Origin of the sequence: Labilibaculum sp., assembly GCF_041595635.1 — a bacterium.
Taxonomy (GTDB): Bacteria; Bacteroidota; Bacteroidia; order Bacteroidales; family Marinifilaceae; genus Labilibaculum.
The window spans coordinates 1-21,076 of sequence record NZ_JBFHJW010000067.1 but is presented as its reverse complement, the minus strand read 5'-3'; the positions used below and the strand labels follow the sequence as shown (position 1 = coordinate 21,076).

The following is a 21,076-nucleotide window of genomic DNA, read 5'->3' as shown; positions in this document are numbered from 1 at the left end:
ATAATTGTGAAGCCGTTCACAATGCTACCATCATTTTAATTGCAGTGAAACCCTACAATGTTGGAAAAATAATTAACGAAATAAAGGGTGAGCTAGTGGAAGGAAGGCATGTTATTGTTTCCCTTGCCACAGGATTGGGCACGGAAGATATTTCAGAAATGCTTGAGCATAAATTTCCCGTTTTCAGAGCTATGCCTAACATTGCCGCCAATATCTCAGAATCGGTTACCTGTATTTGTTCGAAAAATGCAAGCACAAAACAAAGCCAAGAGATAAAGAAGATTTTCGACTGTGTGGGTGAAAGTTTACTTATCAACGAAGAATTAATGGAAGCAGCTACCATTTTGGGAGCTTGCGGAATTGCTTTTGTTTTCCGATTTATTCGCGCTATGATTCAAGGAGGCATTCAAATTGGTTTCGACGCCAATACCGCCAAGCAAATTGTATCGCAAACCGTTAAAGGTGCAGCAGAAATGCTTCAGCAAAATGGAGATCATCCCGAATCAGAAATCGATAAGGTGACAACCCCCAAAGGCTGCACCATTGTAGGATTAAACGAGATGGAACATAAGGGATTTTCATCGGCATTAATTAAAGGAATTGTGACTTCCTTTGAGAAAATAGAAAAATAAAAAGATATTGCCCCAAGCCATTAATTATACGATTAATGGCTTGGCTATGCTAATCTACCAGCAGCAATTTGCGTTGCAACTGCTCTCCATCAATATTCAAGCGAAGCAAATAAACTCCTGTGGCTAATCCTTTTAAATTAAAGTTAATTGTGTTATCGTAATTGGAAACCAATCCTGAACGAATTCGAGATCCCTTTGTATCGTAAACATACCAATTGATCTCCGAAAACACAATTCGACTTAAATCTACGGTAAATACTGCATTTGATGGATTGGGATAAATACTAAGCATATCCTCATAAGAATTGATAATTTGCATAGTTTTACTATCGCTTTGGCAAACATTTGTTACCATTAGTTCTACCCAATAACTTCCTCTGCTAGCATAAACATGAGCAGGATTCTCAAGACTCGAATATTCTCCATCTCCAAAATCCCAATCATAACTAAGACCGTTGGTTGAAGTATTCGTAAAACTAATGCTATCGGTTTGTAGACTATAGTCAAAATCAGCAATTGGAGCATCCATTACCAAAATCGAAGAATATACGCTATCAGCCACGCCATCTTTCGAAACAACTAGTTTTACAGATTTAAGTCCGGCATTTGAATAACTGACAGTATGAGGCCCTTCATCGGTTGAAAACTCAGGATCTGCTCCTTCGCCAAAATCCCAGTAAAACTCATCTGGATCACCAAAAGAGGCATCGGTTAAGGTCACCTCGGAAGAAGAACATATAGTATCCTCAGAAACTCTGATGGCAGCACTTAAGCCATTGTATGGATCAATTCCATCTAGTGTTTCAACACCAGTATCCAAAGGATCTAGCCAGTATTTTAATTGTTCATTGGAATTAGAATAATTCGCCCAACTTTCTGAGAATTTTGCATAGTAATCATTCACCGAATTCGAACAACTGGCTTCTCCTCCTGTTAAATCACCAATCACACGATGATTTTCGTCGAATAAGGGAGAACCCGAAGATCCTCCTTCGGTAGTTCCATAGTCCCATTCTACAATCCTCCAATGAGTATCTGTATCAAAACTATATTCAGAATCGTAGTAAGTGTCTGTTAAAGGCTCATCGTAATCGCCCGATATTTTCTTAACATCTCCACTGGGATGGTGAATACAAACCGTATTAGAAGGAACCCGACCCGATCGATCCCAACCCAAATAGTAAGGAGAATAGGAAGAAGGCGGCATAACCGAAAGTTCGAGGAGTGTAAAATCTAAATTATCAGCAGTTGCTAGTAAACTTGCTCCCGAGATCGATTGAGATTTCGATCCTTCGGTGGAATCGCAGTCTTCGGCTTCATAATTAAAATAAAAAATAGCGATTTCGGCCTCTTCCTCGGAGTCGATCACATGATGAGCCGTTAAAAAATAAGGACTGCCATCTAAACTCGTATTGTTAATCAAAGCTCCCGAAGCCAAATATCCTCCATACAAAATATGACAAACTGCTTTTTTTTCGGTCTGCCAATCATCTCCCTCGCTGCAATTTATATTAACATTGCACGATCCTGAGCTTTTCAAATTCGATTCATCGCCCTCTAAGCGATTAAAGATATTTTTATAATCATGCAAGACAGCTCCGATTTCCAACTCTACGGTAAATTCGGGCTGTAAAGGTTCAACATATTCCACCACAATCTCATCTCCTTCGAGAGGTTCCACTGCAAAACGATTCGATTTCTTATTGCTTTTATCGGTATATGCACCCAGAACACGATCTGTTTGATTGTTGTAAACAAAAACTTGTCCTCCAGTAGGAATTCGAAATCTAGAAAAATTTAATCCTAAGGAATAAGCACCTTCCGAGGAAATAGAAATCCTCCATACTCTTCGTCCGTCCACTAAACTGTCCCACACACCAGAATTTTCTGTACTATAAGCTACTTCGTACTTGTAGGCATATTGTGCATGCTTCAAATAATTGCCCAGATTTGCATTCTCCTGAGCACGTGTACTGATCGAAAAATCAAATTCGGGCAGATAAACAGTTGACAAATTGGACTTTAAACTTCCTGTTTTAAACAAAGGTGTTCCCCCGTAGGAGATTTGTGCTTGCAAAGAGGTGCAAAACAGAAGTAGGCTAATCATAAGCCCATGGCGAAGTAATTTAAAGGTCATGAAGGTGTTTTTCAGTAATAGATGTTCAAAAGTAGCAATTAAGCAGCGAATGTCATATTAAATAAAAAAAAACAATTTGAAATAAGAAATCGAATAAGAAAAAATACTGAATCGACATAATTATTATTTTAAAATGTAATTTATACCACCCTCTAATAAGTCCATCAAAAATTTTTATACTTTAATCCTCAATAATCGTTTTTATATCAACAATATTTTATTTAAATTTGATTGTTTTGAAAAATCAAACTTACCTGAAATGAGTCTCAATGAATAATAATCTGCCAAATTGGTCCTTAAAAACGATTCTTATTGCTGAAGATGTAGAATCAAACTTTCTTTTTTTGGAAGAGGTCATTCAAAAAACGGGAGCAAAAATTCTATGGGCCGTAAATGGAAAAGAAGCCGTTGAAATGTTTATTAACAATAAAGTTGATCTTATTTTAATGGACATACAAATGCCACACATGAATGGTTTTGAGGCGACCAAAATTATCAAAGAAAAAAATCCAAACATTCCAATCATTTCTCAGACAGCCTATGCCATGTCCGAAGACAGAATTAAAAGTTTGAATGCTGGTTGTGACGATTACATTTCCAAACCCATTCCCAGCAAGAAATTATTAGATTTATTGGCCAATTATATATAGACCAATCTTTTGTTCCTAAATAAAGGTAAGACTCACGTCCTTTAAGAATTTCTCTTCTAAAAGACGAACTATTCTTTTCACAACGGTTCTCCGAATCTCCAACTCAACTGGCAAACTTGGATCTTGGTGAGCAAAATTAATTCTTGTTCCGGATATAATTAAAATCTTATCACTCTGCAACAGATAGTGCACAATCTGATCAGCTGGACCTTCACCCAAATCATAATCACTATGATAATCATCAAGAATTCGGGCAACTTTACCTATTGTTAATATGCCTTCAGTAACTAGATTGATACTTTCCATATAAGATGCAGGAGGTAATTCCGGATCTGTAATTTTCATTCCAGCTGCAAATTTCAAATTTAATTCACGAGCCAGAATTTCAGCCGTGCTTCCTCCACAAATGATTTTTTTCCCTTTAAAATGGTAAACTCTCATGGCCAATTCAGCATCTTTATTCTTTTCGAAAGGAGGTCCAGTACAAATCAAAAGCTTACGCGCCTCACGGTAATAGATAACTCCTGCACTTGTATCATCCTTTATTTCATCCTGATCGTTTCGCGCAGCTTTTTTCACAATTTGCATTCCCAAATTCCGAGCCGAAATATAGGGTGTCGATCTTACAATATCAGTCACATATTTTAAGGCACTCTCATACCCCCATCCAAACGGAAATTCACGGCTTCCCATTCCTGATTGCATTACTCCATCGGACCAAAATAGAATTCGATCCTCTTTTCGAGCTGTAAATTCACAAGTTCGCAATTCCTTTCCTTTATTTTCCTCACTATCCATGGTTATGGTTCTCCAACCTGGATCAAAAACCTCAGCCCCGCGCATCACAACACACAAAGGATTGTCAAACTCAATAATACGTGTTGTGCCATCAAATTCAATATCGATAATAGTAAAAGTAGAGTAGCTTACCTTACGAACACTGCAAACAGGTAGCGTATTCATAATGATTTCGGCAATGGTCTTTACATCCTTATGCTCTGCTGTAAAGTTCATGGCCATAGAAGCCGTTAATGTGGCCAACACATTGGCTTTTACACCACTTCCCATCCCATCACTTAATACAGCAATGGTTCTATTTTCCTCTTTTATTCTCTTCGAAAGAAAGACATCTCCACAGATCATCTCTCCCTCATGAAAAAGTTGCTGACAATCAATATCAATATGAAATTTCTCGTCCATTATTCACCTTTCCCTTCTTCGCCAGAACCATGTGACTTAATGATGGAATTTAATAGCTTTTCTGTTTTGGAAGCACTTTCGCCCAATAGAAATGCGATTTGCTGTACCGTTTGAAGATTCTCTTTGATTACTGCTCTTGCACGACCAATAACCTCCTCGCGCCGAACTTCGGGAGCGTATAGATTCCGAATAATTCCACCAACAATTTTATTCTTTTTGATGGTGAACACCGAAACATTGAAAAGGGTATTTCCAAAATGGACATCTTTGTTCAAAATATCTTCACCATTAAGAACTACCGAAGAAAATAATTTATGAAAACTGATCAACTTCCTGAGATCTGCATCTACTAATCCGGGAATGATATCGTTCAATAAACGAGCCTCCTCTCCTAATAAATCAACGAAGGTTTTATTCGATTCAATTACCTTTAAATATTCATCAACAATGACTACTCCCGAGGGAAGTTTTTGCAACATGGCCGAAACAGTTTCCGAAGCTTCTTGGGCAATAATTCGTTCCTCGTTGGCTATTCTCTCAGATTCCTTTAGGGCCGCTTTTGTTCTCGATAACTTCGAATTAATGGTTCCCAACTCTTTGATGTAACTGTTCATATTTTTTATGGTAAAAGAAGAACACATCTCGTAGTGCACCAATCCCTGACACTTGGCAATAGCAAACTCGCGACAAGATTCGTAGCCACAAGCTCCACAGCCTAGCTGATCTTCCTGTTTTTCTTTTCCCATCTCTACTAAAACCTTCATGATTTCTTTCTCATCAGGAATAGGTAATTCCCTTCCTTTTGATTTAAAACCTCGATTCAAATCAAGATGACTATACTCATCAATTTCTTTCTGCCACTTCTGCTCATCGAACGTTTGCAAACGCTTTCTCACGTAACGAATCACTTGCGATCTACGCGAGAATTTACGTCCTCCCACTGAAGTTCCTGGTCCCATAACACAACCATCACAGTAGAACAAGTCCAAATGCTGATTCAAGTCGGGTTGTGTTTTGAATTCATTTATCGATTTCAGAAAATTATTCCGTCCTTCGGTACTAATAATTCCTCCATTTAGCATAGATACATCAATGTCTGCAGCTTGAAATAAACCATGACTAATAGGAAATAAGCCACCCAAACGGGCAAAAGGAGGATCGAACTCAGAGAATTCAACTGAATTTTCAGAAACTCCATATTCGGCAAACAACTTCCGCAATTCCACAAAACTTAAAACAGCATCCATGCTTCCGTCAGTCCCATTAAAGATTTTCACATCATCTTTACTAGCCACACAAGGTGATAAGAATACAATTTTTACATGTTTCCCGTATTTTTTACGAACCACTTTGGCCATAGCAATACCTGGAGGCACAATAGGAGCCAAATTATCGACAAGACCAGAATGAAAATTCTCAATGTCATTAACCACAACCGGACATTTGGTGGAAATGTAATATTTTCCATGAAAATTCTCAAACAACTCCTTGTACTTATAGGCTATTAAATCGGCACCAAAAGCAGATTCCACCACATAATCGAAACCTAAGGCCCTAATCATTCCTACGAAATTTCTAAAATCAAGAATATCATCGAATTCTCCTGAAATACTAGGATCACAGATAGCAACAACAGGATCTTTACCTACCAATAAATGCTTTACTCGATCTTCGGAGCTTCGATACTCGATGGCATTTTGCACGCAAACCGTAACACAATTTCCACAGCCAATACATCTGTCATTTATGATGTTTGCAAAACCATTTTTTATTTTAATGGCTTTGGCAGGACAAACACGAATACAAGTATAACTAAGGTTACACTTGTCCTTATTGGTTGTAATTAAAGGCATGATCTGATAGTTTTTTATAGGAATCAAAAATCTCACTTACACGAGTCCGAGAACTTCATTCAAAAGTTCAATTACATTCTCAGGATCGACTTCTTCGTAAAGTTCATCTCCAATTTTCAAGATGGGTCCTTTGGCACAATTCCCTGTGCACAATTCTCCATGAAAGAACACTTTATCTTTCAAATTATTTTCTTCTAAATAGGTATTTATTGCTTTCAAAGCCTTTCCGTTGCCTCTTGAGAAACAGGAACTGCCCAAACAAATTGTAATTTCAACTTTTTCGGCCATTTGATTTTCTAACTTTTAAGATCTATTTTAAGACTTTACTACCTGACTACCAACAACAAACAAAACCAACTGCACATATAAAATTCACAACCCAAATCCTTTTTTTATCAGGAACAATAATCTCTTTTAAATATAACTAAGATCTACTTCTTTTAAAAACTTTTCCTCGAGCAACCCAACAATATTCTTCACTACTGTACGACGTATCTCTAGTTCTATGGGCAATTGAGGATCTTGATGAGCAATGTTAATGCCCGTACCATTAACAATAAATATTTTATCACTTTCTAAAAGAACCCGAACAATCCGATCGGCAGGACCGTAGCTAAAGGATGAATTCTGCTTGTAATTCTTAAGCAAACGGTACACCTTACCTAAGGTGAGTATTCCCTCGGTTACCAAGTCAATTCCTGAAAGGTAGGAGATCGGTGGTAACTCGGTGTCGGATGATTTTAGTTCCACTTTAATGGGCACCTGCCATTCTCGAGAAATTATTCCTGCAGTAGTTCCTCCACAAATAATCTTCTTACCTTTAAATTCTGTCACCTGTTTTACCAATTGACTATCCTTCGACTTTTCGTAGGGCGGACCAGTGCAAATTAATAAATTCCGAGGTTCCCGAAAATAGAGTACACCACAGGAAGTATCATCTTTGGGTTTATTGCCAAAATTAGCACATGCACGATCAACTACTGCTTCGGCCAGCTGCCGCGCCGATAAGGAAGATTTTTTGCGGATCATTGTTTTAACAAAAGCATCTAAATTCTCCAATCCCCAACCAAAAGGCATTCGCTTAGCGCCCATCCCCGAATTAGTTACTCCATCGGAACAAAACACAATACGATCCTCTTTCTGAGCCTTAAAACGATAAGAATAGAGAATCTTTCCCTTATTATGATCTCCTTTAAGAAGCAATTCTTCACATTCGGGCTCTAAATTCTCTTCTCCCCTCAAAATCAAACATTCAGGATTATCGTAACGAATAATTCGGGTTTCCCCATCACATTCAATCTCTAAAATAGTAAAGGTAGAATAGCTGGCTTTTCGTTTGCTGCAAACCGGAAGGGTTTGCATTATGATTTCAGCCGCTTGCTGAATGTCCTTATTCACCTTCATGTAATTCAAAATCATCGAAGCTGTTAAAGTTCCCAGCACATTTGCCTTTACCCCACTTCCCAGACCATCCGATAAAACAAGAATGGTTCGTCCCTCCTCTTTTATCTTGCAAGACATGAAGACATCTCCACAAATCGACTGTCCTTGGTAGTTTTTTTGTTGACACTCTACCTCTATATAATAATCCGATGTCATATGCAAAATATTAATCTTTAGATAGACTGTAAAATTCAACAATAGAATTCAGCATTTCCTCAGTTTCAGAGGCATTCTCTCCAAGCAAATAGGCAATTTTCTGAACGGTTTCCAAGTTTTTCTTATTTACCGACTTGGCTCTTGATATCACTTCTTCTCGTTGAATAAAAGGCTGCGACATGTCTCGAAGAATAGCACCTACAATCTTGTGTTTATGGATACTAAAAATGGTTAGATGGAACATTTTATTCTCAAAACGAATGTCTTTTTCAAGATTATCTATTCCTGTTGAAAGTGCCGATGAGAACAGTTTATAAAAAGGTGCTATTTTATGCAGATCAGCATCCACCAATCCAGGAATCGTATCATACAATTCCTCAATCTCCGACCCCATCATTCTTGCAAAGCTTAAATTCGCCTCTCTAATTTTAAGATGCTGATTTACAATTACTACACCCGAAGGAATCTTGCTCAGTAGGGCGGCCGACTTATCGAAGGCAATTTTTCGCATATAGGATACACACATATTGGGTTCCGACCGATCCTCGAGCAAGGCAGCAGCAAACTGCTTACAAGTATTGTACCCACATCCCCCACAATTGATCTCATCTTTTTCGGAATATTTCCCAATCGCGCTAAGAGCTTCCTTAATTCGACTTGACGAATGATGATGTTTCCTAATGGCCTCGATAGAATTGAAATTCCTTTTCAAAGAAAAATCCGCTTCCATCTCAAATCCTTCATTCTGATTCTGCCTCTTTATTACCTCTAAACGTTTTAGAGCTGTGGAATAAGACTTATCAGTTCCCGGTCCGTTTACACAGCCCCCGCTACAAGCCATTAATTCTAAAAATAAAACATCCGATTTTTTGTACTTATCTAAATCTTTCAATACCGATTGAATAGTACTAATTCCCGAGAAAGTCATACAAACAGCATCGGTAGCCATAGTATTGTTCTTCACCCCCGCAATCATACCTCCATCTATAGAATACAAAGCTCCTTTTCCTGCTTTTCCTGGCACAAATACCTCCGCATTCTTTTTATCCTCGAACAAGTAAGGATCAATATTTTCCTCTTCAAACCACTTTTTTAGATCCGAAAAAGTAAGTACAGCCTCCAATAATTCGGGGAATTCATCACTCTCGGTTTTTTTTGCGATACAGGGCCCTATGAACACAATGGGCATATCGTTACTGAAAGTTCGCTTAAGATATTTGGCATGTGTTAAAAGGGGGGACAAAAGGGGGATTATATTCTTTCTGTATTGCGGATAATGCTTACAAATAAGATCTACCACAGAAGGACAAGCCGATGAAATGTAAACACCTCCCTCCTGATTTGCTATATATTTAGATACTTGTTTCGAAACTTCCTGCCCACCCAAAGCTGTTTCGGATACATGGGCAAAACCTAATGCCTTTAAGGCAGATACCATTTGCTGATCGGATAAATTTGGAAATTCGGTAACAAAGGATGGTGCCAATGAAACCATCACATTCGTATTTCTTACCAACAAACTTTTTACCCTCTTAACATCACCTCGCAGCTTTTTAGCCGAAACTGGACAAACAAGAACACAAGCCCCACAATATATACAATCGCTATGCACAATTTGAGCCGAATTATTCTGCACTCTTATGGCTTTTAACTCGCATTCCCGAATGCATTTGTAACAATCCTGACAATCGTTTTGCTCGGTATAAATTGGTTTTAAAACATCCATCTTAGCCTCCTCAAATTATCTGATTTCCTGCAAAAAGTTCCTTTTGGTATTTCGACCTTTAAATATGCAAATTGCATAATTTATGTTTTAACCAACCCAATTGAAGACTATTCTAAAACACATCGGAACAATTCATACCCAATTTAAATAAAGGCCAATAAATTGCTTCGCTCCTTCTCAAGGTAAATTATACAAATGCAGAAAAAAGAGGATAGTAACAGATAAACATTCACAAGTAACAATTTGTGTGAGAAGCCTATTGCTAATCAAAAATAGAATTGTAAATTTAGTATTGAACAAAAATTCTCTCTCCTAAAGATTACTATATTTCACATAAGACTCATCCCAATTTTCGTTTTATCATGCCAATCCGAATTAAAAAGGACAGCGGATCCAACTCATCGCGACAAAAACGTATACCTAGAGGACAAAGAAGAAGTAGCAGCTCCGGAAGAGGAAGTGGATTAGCTGGCATCCTGCTTCCCTTACTGATTAAATTATTTAAATCGAACCCAAAAATTGCTATTCTACTAATCGTTCTGGGAATAGGCGGCTATTTTTTACTGAGTAAAAGCGATGTAAACACCAATCAATCATCCCTAAACACCTTGCTATTCAGTACTGGTTTGGAAATGAAAGAAAGCATTTACGATCAAGCAGAAGTGTTTGAACCTTTGGCCGACAATATAAACAATCCACTGCCCGAGAGTATTAGTCTGGAAGAATATTGCCCAGAACGGATGAATCAAGGCGGTCAAGGCTCTTGCGTGGGATGGTCAAGTGCCTATGCAGCACGTACTATTATGCAAGCTCGTGCCACAGGTAAAGATCCCAACAAGGTAAGCTTTAGTCCTGCCTACCTATACAACCAGATTGCTTTGCCCAACTGCCAAGGAACCTACCTACAAAATGCAATGAAAGTAATGAACGAAGGTGGATTATTACCCTTCTCGCGCTTCGCATACAACGAGGAGTCCTGCGCAAAAAAGCCTAACTCAATGGAAATACAAGCTGCATCGGCCTACAAAATAAAAGGCTTCAACCGACTCTCGAAAGATGGAGACGATTACAGCACCGATTTACTGGCTATTAAACAGAATTTAGCCCAAGGGGCTCCGGTGGTAATTGGCATGATGGTTGGCGGCAGCTTTATGTCCGAAATGAGAGGTAAAAAGCTATGGACACCTACCCGCTCGGACTATGCCATGCAACACTTTGGTGGTCATGCCATTTGTGTGATTGGCTATGACGACTACTACGAAGGTGGCGCTTTCCAGATCATGAATAGCTGGGGCAGAGATTGGGGACAGGATGGCTTGTTTTGGATCCGTTACAACGATTTTGAATACTTTACCCGAGAAGCTTACGGCCTTTACCCCATGAGTAATGCTGATGCTCCAACCACTTCGGTTCTGGATGTTGAATTAGGCCTAGTAGCAAACGCAACTGGCAGAAATATTCCTCTGGCTCATCAATCAGGTATTTTATACACCACCCAAAAGCGCATGGATATTAATACCGAGTTTAAAGTGGAAGTACGAAACAGCTTAGAGTGTTATACCTATATTTTTGGTGCCGAAAGCGATGGCTCAAGTTATGTACTTTTCCCCTACACTAAAAAACATTCACCCTACTGTGGCATTACCGGAACACGATTGTTTCCAAAAGACCATTCCCTCTATCCTGATGAATTGGGAAATAGAGATTACATTGCCATTGTGATCTCTCGGCAGAATTTAAACTACAATCAACTAAACGAAGCCATTAATCAGTCGGCAGGAAATACATATCAAGAAAAAGTCTACAACAGCTTGGCCTCGGAACTAGATAATAGTGTACAGATTAAAACAGGAAGCAAGATTTCCTTTAGTAGCAAGGAAGCCATGAAGAATACGGTTGCCGTAGTTTTGGGAATCGATAAGTAGAATAGAGCAAACAAGAAAGGCTGCCGATTATTTTATCAGCAGCCTTTTCTTTTTCGCTTGATCTATTTAACCGCAATGGTTTCAATCTCGACCATGGCTCCCATAGGGAGATCTTTCACCGAAAAGGCAGCACGAGCCGGACAATCCTCTTTATAATATTCGCCATATACTTTATTCATCTCTGCAAAGTTGGCAATATCGCTTAGTAAGCAAGTTGATTTCACCACATCCTTATAGCTATATCCTGCCTCTTCTAAAATGTAGCCAATATTTTTCATTACCTGATGTGTTTGCTCAACAATACCCCCTTGCACAAATTTTCCTGTTGAAACATCAACAGGAATTTGTCCCGATATATATAGAGTCCCATTTACCTCAATAGCCTGACTATAGGGTCCAATTGCTTTGGGTGCTTTCGCAGAATTAATTATCTTTTTCATTGCTTTCGCGATTAGTATTTGTTAAAAATTCCTTTATTTTGCGCCAATAAAGTTATAGAAAAAAGCTTGAATGAGAATAGTCATCATAGATAATTACGATTCTTTCACCTACAACCTAGTTCACATTGTTGAACAGTTCTGCGAACAAGTAATTGTAATGCGCAACAAGCAAATCGATTGGCAGGAATTAGAGAGCTGCGACAAGATTATCTTCTCTCCCGGACCAGGAATCCCTTCTGAGGTGAAAGCTATGGGAGAAATCATGGATAAATATGCCGAACGGAAGCCAATACTGGGAGTATGCCTGGGCATGCAATTCATCTGCGAATACTACGGCGCAAATCTGGAAAACCTGAAAGAAATTGTTCATGGCGTACCCAAAACGACACTTCTCTGCAACGAAAAGGACCCCATCTTTACGGACGTAGCTCGCGAATTTGAATCGGGACGATACCATTCTTGGGGAATCTCTCGAGATCAATTCCCAGAATGCTTACATATTACTGCCACCGATCAGGATAATGTAATTATGGCCATCCGCCACAAAGAATTTGACCTATGCGGACTGCAATTCCACCCCGAATCGATCCTAACTCAGTACGGAAAAGTGATTCTTAAAAACTGGATTTTGAGTTAAAATTAGACAAAAGAAATAACCAATAGCAGAACAACCAAAACTTTCCCACAAAACAAAAGGACAACAAATTTACTTTGCTATCCCTCTTCATTTTTTATTTTCTCTTAGTAAGTTGAATCTTGCCAAGACTCGTCTTTCTCATATTTCAAATCGGAAAGTATGGAAGAATTTACACTAATGGAGAAATTATACGATTGATAAGTTCCAAAAGGAATCGCATTGAAAGACATATTCCAACAATGCAAATCGCGAGTAAGAGTAAACTGCGTTGTGGTCATCTCTTTATCGGAAAAATCATAACCCGTAGTAAGACTTATACCCCACTTTGGAGTTAAACTAACATTCCCTGTAAAACTCATTGTTTGAGTGATTGATTTTGTTCTCTTTGGCTTGGAATAAGTCCATCCGTAGTCGATGGTAAAAGACCAAGGCATATCAAAATCAACGTAATTTGGATTTTTAGCCAAGCTTTTGGGTTCACCCTTTTTCACATCCTTTCCTTTATCGCCCTTCAAATCATCTGACGATAAACTATAATCTAAATCGATAGAAGCAGCCGTTAAACGAGGACCAAATTCATTAATCTTCGCATTATCGCTATCCAACTTATAAGGATCGACGGTAGAACCAATACTCAAATCTAATTTTTCATTAAAAAGAGAGGTACGTCCCGACATTTTTAGAGTAGACCAATTCAAGGAATCTGCAAAAACATCGTAAGAAGTGGAAAATTTCAAACTCTCAATAATTTTTACCTTTTCGAACTCTTCATTTCCAGTAGTATCATTAGCTGTACGAACCTTGGCTTCTACATTATTATCGAGGCTCAAACTAATACTTCCCGACTCTGTAGCTCCAGAAGGCGTTCCATACACACTCCCCTCAAATATGGAATATTCTACTTCCGTATCAGTCTTCTCGTTGTAGTAATACTTATAATATTTGCTTCGGTCAACCCCAATTTCGGGCGTATAACTAAAACTAATACTCGGCGTCATTACATGCCGAATTGCCTTAATTGAGGATTTCTCACTGAACTCATACATACCATATATTTCTGGACTGAGAGAAAGCGAAAGACTTGTAGAATAATTATGTGCATATCGAAATCCCATTACTGTATCGGTAGCAACGCCACCATCACCTTCGTACAAATCAGGATTCCATTTTTTTCGAATCGACTTGGTATAAGCAACCCCCTTATAGCTGAGCGTTGGCGACAAGGTAAGATCGTTTGTTAGCTTAAAGTTAGTGGTAATCGGAATACTATGTGAATATCCATTCGACCAATCCTTGGCTAGTGAAGTGTTGAATAACTCACTTTCTGTGGTATCAATTTTATTGGATATTTTCGAGGAATAGCTAAGCCCTACTTTATCCCACCATCTTAAATTAGTACTTTTTCCTTTAGCACGAAAAGGATAAATTGATGACATTGTTAAAGATGCACTTGGTAAAGTCAAAGATATGGTAGAATCAGTACTGGTTTGTGAGTGACGTAAACTTGCATTAAAACTAAACGGACTATCAGCCCATGTTTTACTATATGAAATACTCGATTGCTTTTGATTATCAGTAATATCGGCAACTGAAGTAGAGTTATTTGCATCATTACTACTTGTTGAAACATCTACAGAAGCAGAAAAACTACTATAAGGATTTGCTTTTGAATCCTGTGAATGACTCCAGGTCACCGCAAAATCGGTGGTTTGGTAGTAATCATCCAAGCCTTCATCACCATAGGTATTACGATGATATTCCGCAGCTACACTCCCCGTATATCGATACCTCTTTTTATAACTTGACTCCACATATCCCCCCCAAGAACCGTTGGCATAAATATCACCTGTAAGTGCCAAATCGTAGTAGTCATTAATAGCCCAGTAATACCCTCCACCTTTTAAATTATAACCCCTTGCGGATTCCTGACCATAACTTGGCATAATAATCCCTGAAGAATAGGATGAAGTAATGGGAAATGCTGCAAAAGGCAGTCCAATTGGCAAAGGCACATCTTCCAGAACCAAATAAAGAGGACCTGAAACAATTTTCTCATCCTTAATCATCTTTGCCCTAGTCATATCTACGTAAAAATGAGGATGATCTTCATCACAAGTGGTATACTTGGCATTTTTCATGTAAAAGGTCTTTTCATCAATTTTCTTGGTGATCTCACTATGCACATATCCACCCTCCTGCTCGGTAATAATTTCTTTCACCAATCCTTTTCCCGTGTCGAAATTGTAATGTAATTCCTTACAGGTAAACTCCTCGGAACCATCTTTAAATTCAGGCGTATCAATAAAAGTCCCCGTTGAATCTTTAATCCCATACGCCAAGGCTTCTTTCTTTTCTAAATCAAGTTCTATATAGTATGCTTTTAATTCAATATCTCCATATTTCACGTAAGAATTTTTCGTCAAAAATACTTTTTGCCCAGTTAAGGAAAATACAATGGTATCATCACAACTATAATCAATCTTTGTTTCAATGAAAGGCTTTTTCTTTTTCTTGACTGTATCAGTAGCCAAACTATCAGCGGCCACATTCGGCAAACTATCTAATGGTACTTTTTTTAGAGAATCCTGCTTTATATTTTCAAAATTCGTAAAACCAGAATATTCTAGCTTATTCCAACTATTATCTGGTTGTGTATATTTAGAGTCGCTAATCGGGTTAATGAAGCCAAAGCCATTCAATGGAAGAAGAATTCCAATGAAAATAATAAAAACCCTTTGTAGTAATGTTAATTGCAAGTTTTATCTGTTATTTTTGTGAAATAATCGATTGTAAAGTCATCTGTTAAATTTGTACAATTTAACAGAGCGTCTTTCTTGAGACGCCAAAAATACAAATAAAAGTACTATATTCCCTAATTGAAAAGAACTTCGAAAACATTTTTTAAGTTCTTTTATGAATATTCTTCTAATGAACATTATTATAAAAAACATATTAAAAGATCTAATTGCAAGATCATCAGCTTCTTTCTTATTTTTCTTTGCGATTCTTCTGCTACCAGCAGCAGCAATCTCGCAAAGTAATCACACCAATATCAATACTGTTGTTATTGATGCAGGACATGGTGGAAAAGATCCAGGCGCTATCAGTAAAATTGTCCAAGAAAAAGATGTAGTTCTCAGCATTGCACTTAAACTAGGTGGCTATATTGAGCAATACTTTCCTGAAGTTACCGTAATATACACTCGTAAAACGGATGTTTTTATCCCTTTAAATAGGAGGTCTGAAATTGCCAACCAAAATAAAGCTGATCTATTCATATCCATTCATGCTAATGCGAACAACAATACTAAGATTGTGGGGACAGAAACCTACACCTTAGGATTGCACAAGACCGAGGAAAATTTAGCAGTAGCTATGAAAGAAAATTCTGTTATGCTCTACGAAGATGATTACAGCACTAAATATGAAGGCTTTGACCCTCAAAATCCTGCTTCTTACATCATTTTTAACCTTATGCAAGGCGTAAATCGGGAAAAGAGCATTAACTTAGCTGAACTAACTGAGGATCAATTTAAAACAAGAGTTGGTCGTCATTCAAGAGGTGTTCGTGAAGCTGGTTTTTGGGTACTAAAACAAGTAAGTATGCCTTCTATACTTGTAGAGGTTGGTTTTGTTTCCAACCCAACCGAAGCCTACTACTTAAAAAAATCTGAGAATCAGGATTACATTGCCAGTGGAATTTTCAGAGCTTTTCGTGCGTACAAAACAAAGGTAGAAAAATTAAGTGTAGTACTAGAGCAAGATCAAATTGCAGAAAACACAGCAATTATCGCAGCAGATAGCCTCCTTAAAGAAGAAATCGACAAAAAGTTTTCTTTGGAATTTTGCGTTCAGATTAAATCATCGAGCAGACCCATTCCGTTGAACTCGAAAGAATTCAAAAACATTGAGGGAGTTCAGGAACGAAATAGTAACGGAGCGTACAAATACACTGTTGGATCAACAGACAATTACAATGAGATTGTAAACTTGCAAACAAAAATAAGACAAAAGATTAAGGATTGTTTTGTGGTGGCCTTTTACAATGGAGAAAGAATTTCTTTGTCGAAAGCAAAAAAACTTTAAAAATCATGAGTATTTTTACCGCAGAACCAATCATTACCTCTCTTTAGTAAATTAAAATGATAGAATTATGAAATTTTCAAAAGACGCAAAAATAGGACTTGTTGTTGTGGGAGCCATTGTAATTCTGATTTGGGGAATCTCATTTCTCAAAGGCTTTAATCTATTTTCAAGTGAACAAATATTTTTCGCTCGATATGATCGTGTTGATGGCTTGAAAAAATCAAGTCCGGTTACCTTAAAAGGTTATAAAGTAGGACAAATTAAAAACATTCGATTTAACAGCGCTTTTGCAGATCACCTTTTAGTTGAGTTTTCCATATCCAACGAATACAAACTTTCCACAAATTCTATAGCCAGAATTGAGAGTTCCGATATCATGGGCTCTAAAGAGATCAAACTAATTCCTGGAAAAGGCGACAAAATGCTTCAATCGGGAGATACCATCAAAGGAAATATCGAAGGAGATTTAAAAGAACAGGTTAGTATGCAAATGCTCCCATTAAAAAGGAAAGCCGAGAACCTCATGTCTAGCGTTGATTCTGTTCTTTCAGTAATTCAGTATGTTTTCAATGCAAAAACTAGAGAGAATCTCACTAAAAGTTTTGGAAGCATCGAGCAAACCTTTCAAAAACTAGAAAATACTTCAGGAACACTGGATACAATAGTAACTGGACAAAAAAGTCATTTGGAGAATATTATTGCCAATGCAGATTCAATTAGCTGGAATTTAAAAAACAACAACGAAAACATTAGCAATATACTTGCCAACTTCTCGAACATAAGCGATTCTTTATCAGCTGCAGAAATTACTCAAACAGTTAACCATGCCAAATTAACCTTACAAAAATCCAATCGGATACTAGAGAAAATTAATTCAGGACAAGGATCAATGGGAATGTTAATCAACAACGATACCTTATATAGGAATCTAGAAGCTGCTTCGAATAGCTTAACCAATTTACTTATCGATTTAAAAAACAATCCTAAAAGATACATGCACTTTTCCTTATTCGATACCGGCAAAACCGTTTATCTGAATTCTGAAAAATCTAAAAAGAAAACCGATAAATTAAACCAGGTTTACTACAAGGTTCAAATTCTATCTTCTCTCACTCCAATTTCTTTAAACGACCCAGCTTTTAAGGGAAAGCAAAAAGTAGAAGAAATTTATTTCAATGGACGATATAAATACACTATCGGCGAAACACAAAACTATAAGGAAATTATTCGCCAATTAAAAAAAATACGGGATGATTTTCCAGATGCCTTTATTATAAAGATAAGTCCTCAGAAATAGTATTTTATTTAACGGTGAGAATTATAGTAAATCAGAATCTCTTAAACAACTGAATTTCTTTTACCTAAGACGAGTTTAAGTTTATATTTAACACCTTCAGTATTATGTTTTTTTAGAATTGTTTTAGATAATCACTTTAAAATCAAAAATCATCCTTTTTCAAAGTGTCTATCAACCAGAAACTTAAACAATATTCAATTGTAATTACCTGTAGGTCAGCTGATTGGTTTATTTTTACTTTTTTCCAATTCTTTTTCCTACGTTTTGTATAGGGTAAGAAATGTTTTTGAAAAGTCAATAGCCAAATAATTTTTTTTTCATATTTTTTTTCACAATCTTGCATAAGCAAAATTTGACACACCCAATATTTTTAAAACACTGACACAGAAATGAATAATAATCACCTCCAGGTCTGGAATAATTGCTTGGCTGTAATAAAGGACAATGTACCTCCAATTAGTTACAAAACATGGTTCGAACCAATCGTACCATTAAACTTGGAGAATCAAATCCTAACATTACAAGTACCAAGTCATTTTTTCTATGAATATTTGGAGGAACAGTATATTGATATTCTTCGAAAAACCTTACGAAAAGAAATTGGGAATAGTGCAAAACTTGAGTACAATGTGGTAATGGAAAACAATCACATTACTAACTCTAAACCTGTTTCAGTAATAGTTCCTGGAAATAATGGAGCCAATACAAGAAATCGTCCGGTAAGCATGCCTTCAGATAAGGAGGAATTAACCATTCGAAATCCCTTTGTTATTCCTGGCATTAAAAAATTGCACATCGATTCACAATTAAATCCTGATTACTCTTTCACTAATTTTATAGAAGGTGATTGCAACCGATTGGCAAGATCAGCTGGTGTGGCTGTTTCTGAAAATCCTGGGGGTACAGCATTTAACCCATTGGTATTGTATGGTGATTCTGGTTTAGGAAAAACTCATCTTGCTCAAGCCATTGGAATCAAGACAAAAGAATTGTATCAAGATAAAACAGTTTTGTATGTAAGTGCAAATAAGTTTCAGACACAATTTACCGAGGCAATCCGAAACAACAATAAGAACGACTTCCTTCATTTCTATCAAATGATTGATGTTTTAATTATTGATGATATTCAGGAATTGGCTGGAAAAGAAAAAACACAGAATACATTTTTCCATATATTCAACCATCTTCATCAGTCAGGTAAGCAATTAATTCTTACTTCAGATAAAGCTCCTATTGAGTTGAAAGGAATGGAAAACCGTTTACTTTCCCGATTTAAGTGGGGACTTTCGGCAGATCTTCAGAATCCTGATTACGAAACAAGAGTTCGAATTCTGCATCAGAAAGCCTATAAAGATGGTATTGTTTTAGATAATGATGTGATAGAGTACATTGCAAGTCATGTCACCAATAATGTAAGAGAACTGGAAGGAGCATTAATTTCATTACTTGCTCAATCTACTTTAAATAAAAAAGAACTTAATTTAGAACTAGCTATTTCAATTATCGATAGACTAGTGAAGAATACAAAACGTGAACTTTCTATTGATTACATTCAAAAGGTTGTTTGCGATCATTTTTCTTTGCCAATTGATGTATTGCAGGTAAAAACAAGAAAAAGAGAAATTGTACAAGCGAGACAAATTGCCATGTATTTCTCAAAAACACTCACAAAAGCTTCCTTGGCTTCCATTGGTTCACAAATCGGAAACAAAGATCATGCTACCGTGTTGCACGCCTGTAAAACAGTAAACAATTTGATTGATACCGACAGAGGTTTTAAAACACAGATTGACGAAATTGACAAGAAATTAAAAATGTAGTTTATTACTAACTATTATAATTACTACCCTAAGAAGCAGGTTCATTTTGAATCTGCTTTTTTATTTTAAAAAGACATATTTTCATTACTTTGCGCCAAAATTTAATGCATGCTAAACCTACTACTTGCTATTCTTAGCTCAACAGGAATTTTCATCACTTTTAAATACATCGAAAAATTTAAAATTGATATTCTCCTAGCAATTATTATCAATTATATTACCGCTGCATTTTGTGGTTATTTCCTATCAGATACTACATTTAATGCAAGTCAAATACTACATCAAGATTGGTTTTACATATCCATACTAATTGGAATTCTTTTTATTGTTGTTTTCTTTATCATCGGAAAATCAACCCAAAAAGCAGGCATATCAGTCACCACATTAGCCAGCAAAATGTCCTTTGTTCTGCCTCTGCTTTTTTCCTTTCTCTACTATCAGGAAACTGTAACCATTCAAAAAATAATAGGAATCATAATTGCACTTAGCGCCGTACTACTTAGCATCTACAAGAAGCAATCTGATAAAATTAACCGACAGTACATCTGGCTTCCTATCCTACTCTTTTTTGGAGCAGGAACGGTGGATTCTCTGGTTAAATTTTCGCAACAGGAATACCTTCATTCCGGAGGAACGGAACAATTTACAACTCTACTATTTGCGATTGCTGCAATTTCGGGTTTTCTCGCTCTCCTCATCCGTAAAGAACAATTTAAGGCTCTTTTTAAAGTAAAGGTACTAATTGGCGGCTGTATCCTGGGACTTGTAAACTATGGTTCTCTATATTTTCTCATCGCTTCTTTGAATCATTCAGCTTACGATAGTTCAGTCGTATTCAGCATTGTAAATATCGGTATTGTGGCTTGTTCCGTATTTATTGGACTTAGTATTTTCAAAGAAAAATTAAACAAATTGAATCTCCTAGGCATACTACTTGCTTTTATTGCTATTTTTATACTTACAAATGAATTTTAACCCGCTTTTGAATAGCTGATGAGCTGCGATACTTATAAAACAATCCAAAAACCATCCGAAGGACTCTATAAAGAAAAAGGAAGTAAGTTTATAGCTTAT

At 36.9% G+C, this 21,076-nt stretch carries 16 protein-coding genes; 8 read left to right on the top strand and 8 right to left on the bottom strand.

Annotated features, from left to right (window positions below):
• A partial coding sequence (gene proC / locus ABYT26_RS15080) for a pyrroline-5-carboxylate reductase (RefSeq protein WP_372755369.1) occupies nt 1-632 on the top strand: 632 nt, incomplete at its 5' end.
• Between the two features lie 49 nt (nt 633-681).
• On the opposite strand, the gene ABYT26_RS15075 is transcribed toward proC, so the two are convergent.
• Nucleotides 682-2,769 (bottom strand): PKD domain-containing protein, encoded by a 2,088-nt coding sequence (locus ABYT26_RS15075; RefSeq protein WP_372755367.1) that lies wholly within the window; start codon nt 2,767-2,769, stop codon nt 682-684.
• A gap of 269 nt (nt 2,770-3,038) precedes the next feature.
• Between ABYT26_RS15075 and ABYT26_RS15070 the strand changes: the two genes are divergently transcribed.
• Nucleotides 3,039-3,419 (top strand): response regulator, encoded by a 381-nt coding sequence (locus ABYT26_RS15070; RefSeq protein ID WP_372755365.1) that lies wholly within the window; start codon nt 3,039-3,041, stop codon nt 3,417-3,419.
• 15 nt (nt 3,420-3,434) lie between these two features.
• On the opposite strand, the gene ABYT26_RS15065 is transcribed toward ABYT26_RS15070, so the two are convergent.
• The 5 genes from ABYT26_RS15065 to ABYT26_RS15045 form a co-directional block, all read right to left on the bottom strand.
• Nucleotides 3,435-4,619 carry a SpoIIE family protein phosphatase gene (locus ABYT26_RS15065; RefSeq protein ID WP_372755363.1) on the bottom strand — a complete coding sequence of 395 codons (1,185 nt, stop codon included), beginning with the start codon at nt 4,617-4,619 and terminating at the stop codon, nt 3,435-3,437.
• Nucleotides 4,619-6,472, bottom strand: coding sequence for a [Fe-Fe] hydrogenase large subunit C-terminal domain-containing protein (locus tag ABYT26_RS15060; protein ID WP_372755361.1), 1,854 nt, complete (start codon nt 6,470-6,472; stop codon nt 4,619-4,621). The genes ABYT26_RS15065 and ABYT26_RS15060 overlap by 1 nt, the downstream gene beginning before the upstream one ends.
• Before the next feature lie 36 nt (nt 6,473-6,508).
• A complete protein-coding gene (locus ABYT26_RS15055; RefSeq protein ID WP_372755360.1) occupies nt 6,509-6,760 on the bottom strand; it encodes a (2Fe-2S) ferredoxin domain-containing protein in 252 nt (83 codons plus the stop codon).
• A 126-nt stretch (nt 6,761-6,886) separates the two neighbouring features.
• Nucleotides 6,887-8,071: a SpoIIE family protein phosphatase gene (locus tag ABYT26_RS15050; RefSeq protein ID WP_372755358.1), complete on the bottom strand. Its 1,185-nt coding sequence runs from the start codon at nt 8,069-8,071 to the stop codon at nt 6,887-6,889.
• A 10-nt stretch (nt 8,072-8,081) separates the two neighbouring features.
• A complete protein-coding gene (locus ABYT26_RS15045; RefSeq protein ID WP_372755356.1) occupies nt 8,082-9,797 on the bottom strand; it encodes a [Fe-Fe] hydrogenase large subunit C-terminal domain-containing protein in 1,716 nt (571 codons plus the stop codon).
• Nucleotides 9,798-10,159: 362 nt separating this feature from the next.
• Here ABYT26_RS15045 and ABYT26_RS15040 point away from each other — a divergent pair, with 362 nt between their 5' ends.
• Complete coding sequence (locus ABYT26_RS15040) at nt 10,160-11,722, top strand: C1 family peptidase (RefSeq protein WP_372755353.1); 1,563 nt, start codon at nt 10,160-10,162, stop codon at nt 11,720-11,722.
• 62 nt (nt 11,723-11,784) lie between these two features.
• On the opposite strand, the gene ABYT26_RS15035 is transcribed toward ABYT26_RS15040, so the two are convergent.
• Entirely contained in the window at nt 11,785-12,162 is a 378-nt protein-coding gene (locus ABYT26_RS15035) for a RidA family protein (protein WP_372755351.1), read from the bottom strand.
• Between the two features lie 70 nt (nt 12,163-12,232).
• Here ABYT26_RS15035 and ABYT26_RS15030 point away from each other — a divergent pair, with 70 nt between their 5' ends.
• Entirely contained in the window at nt 12,233-12,799 is a 567-nt protein-coding gene (locus tag ABYT26_RS15030; RefSeq protein WP_372755349.1) for an aminodeoxychorismate/anthranilate synthase component II, read from the top strand.
• Between the two features lie 104 nt (nt 12,800-12,903).
• Here the strand turns inward: ABYT26_RS15030 and ABYT26_RS15025 are convergent, their stop codons facing one another.
• Nucleotides 12,904-15,555 (bottom strand): putative LPS assembly protein LptD, encoded by a 2,652-nt coding sequence (locus ABYT26_RS15025; protein WP_372755347.1) that lies wholly within the window; start codon nt 15,553-15,555, stop codon nt 12,904-12,906.
• Nucleotides 15,556-15,727: 172 nt separating this feature from the next.
• Here ABYT26_RS15025 and ABYT26_RS15020 point away from each other — a divergent pair, with 172 nt between their 5' ends.
• From ABYT26_RS15020 to ABYT26_RS15005, 4 genes are all read left to right on the top strand, one after another.
• Nucleotides 15,728-16,885: an N-acetylmuramoyl-L-alanine amidase gene (locus ABYT26_RS15020; RefSeq protein ID WP_372755345.1), complete on the top strand. Its 1,158-nt coding sequence runs from the start codon at nt 15,728-15,730 to the stop codon at nt 16,883-16,885.
• A 67-nt stretch (nt 16,886-16,952) separates the two neighbouring features.
• A complete protein-coding gene (locus ABYT26_RS15015; protein WP_372755343.1) occupies nt 16,953-18,182 on the top strand; it encodes an MlaD family protein in 1,230 nt (409 codons plus the stop codon).
• Nucleotides 18,183-18,571: 389 nt separating this feature from the next.
• Complete coding sequence (gene dnaA / locus ABYT26_RS15010; protein WP_372755341.1) at nt 18,572-20,002, top strand: chromosomal replication initiator protein DnaA; 1,431 nt, start codon at nt 18,572-18,574, stop codon at nt 20,000-20,002.
• A gap of 108 nt (nt 20,003-20,110) precedes the next feature.
• Nucleotides 20,111-20,977, top strand: a complete 867-nt coding sequence (locus ABYT26_RS15005) for a hypothetical protein (protein WP_372755339.1) — start codon at nt 20,111-20,113, stop codon at nt 20,975-20,977.
• Nucleotides 20,978-21,076 lie beyond the last annotated feature (99 nt).

What these genes read in the sequence shown, in the direction of transcription:
- ABYT26_RS15035 (WP_372755351.1), bottom strand. Translation starts at nt 12,162, where the DNA reads ATGAAAAAGATAATTAATTCTGCGAAAGCACCCAAAGCAATTGGACCC.
- ABYT26_RS15075 (WP_372755367.1), bottom strand. Translation starts at nt 2,769, where the DNA reads ATGACCTTTAAATTACTTCGCCATGGGCTTATGATTAGCCTACTTCTG.
- ABYT26_RS15070 (WP_372755365.1), top strand. Translation starts at nt 3,039, where the DNA reads ATGAATAATAATCTGCCAAATTGGTCCTTAAAAACGATTCTTATTGCT.
- ABYT26_RS15045 (WP_372755356.1), bottom strand. Translation starts at nt 9,797, where the DNA reads ATGGATGTTTTAAAACCAATTTATACCGAGCAAAACGATTGTCAGGAT.
- ABYT26_RS15015 (WP_372755343.1), top strand. Translation starts at nt 16,953, where the DNA reads ATGAAATTTTCAAAAGACGCAAAAATAGGACTTGTTGTTGTGGGAGCC.
- ABYT26_RS15050 (WP_372755358.1), bottom strand. Translation starts at nt 8,071, where the DNA reads ATGACATCGGATTATTATATAGAGGTAGAGTGTCAACAAAAAAACTAC.
- ABYT26_RS15020 (WP_372755345.1), top strand. Translation starts at nt 15,728, where the DNA reads ATGAACATTATTATAAAAAACATATTAAAAGATCTAATTGCAAGATCA.
- ABYT26_RS15040 (WP_372755353.1), top strand. Translation starts at nt 10,160, where the DNA reads ATGCCAATCCGAATTAAAAAGGACAGCGGATCCAACTCATCGCGACAA.
- dnaA (WP_372755341.1), top strand. Translation starts at nt 18,572, where the DNA reads ATGAATAATAATCACCTCCAGGTCTGGAATAATTGCTTGGCTGTAATA.
- ABYT26_RS15030 (WP_372755349.1), top strand. Translation starts at nt 12,233, where the DNA reads ATGAGAATAGTCATCATAGATAATTACGATTCTTTCACCTACAACCTA.
- ABYT26_RS15060 (WP_372755361.1), bottom strand. Translation starts at nt 6,472, where the DNA reads ATGCCTTTAATTACAACCAATAAGGACAAGTGTAACCTTAGTTATACT.
- ABYT26_RS15005 (WP_372755339.1), top strand. Translation starts at nt 20,111, where the DNA reads ATGCTAAACCTACTACTTGCTATTCTTAGCTCAACAGGAATTTTCATC.
- ABYT26_RS15065 (WP_372755363.1), bottom strand. Translation starts at nt 4,619, where the DNA reads ATGGACGAGAAATTTCATATTGATATTGATTGTCAGCAACTTTTTCAT.
- ABYT26_RS15055 (WP_372755360.1), bottom strand. Translation starts at nt 6,760, where the DNA reads ATGGCCGAAAAAGTTGAAATTACAATTTGTTTGGGCAGTTCCTGTTTC.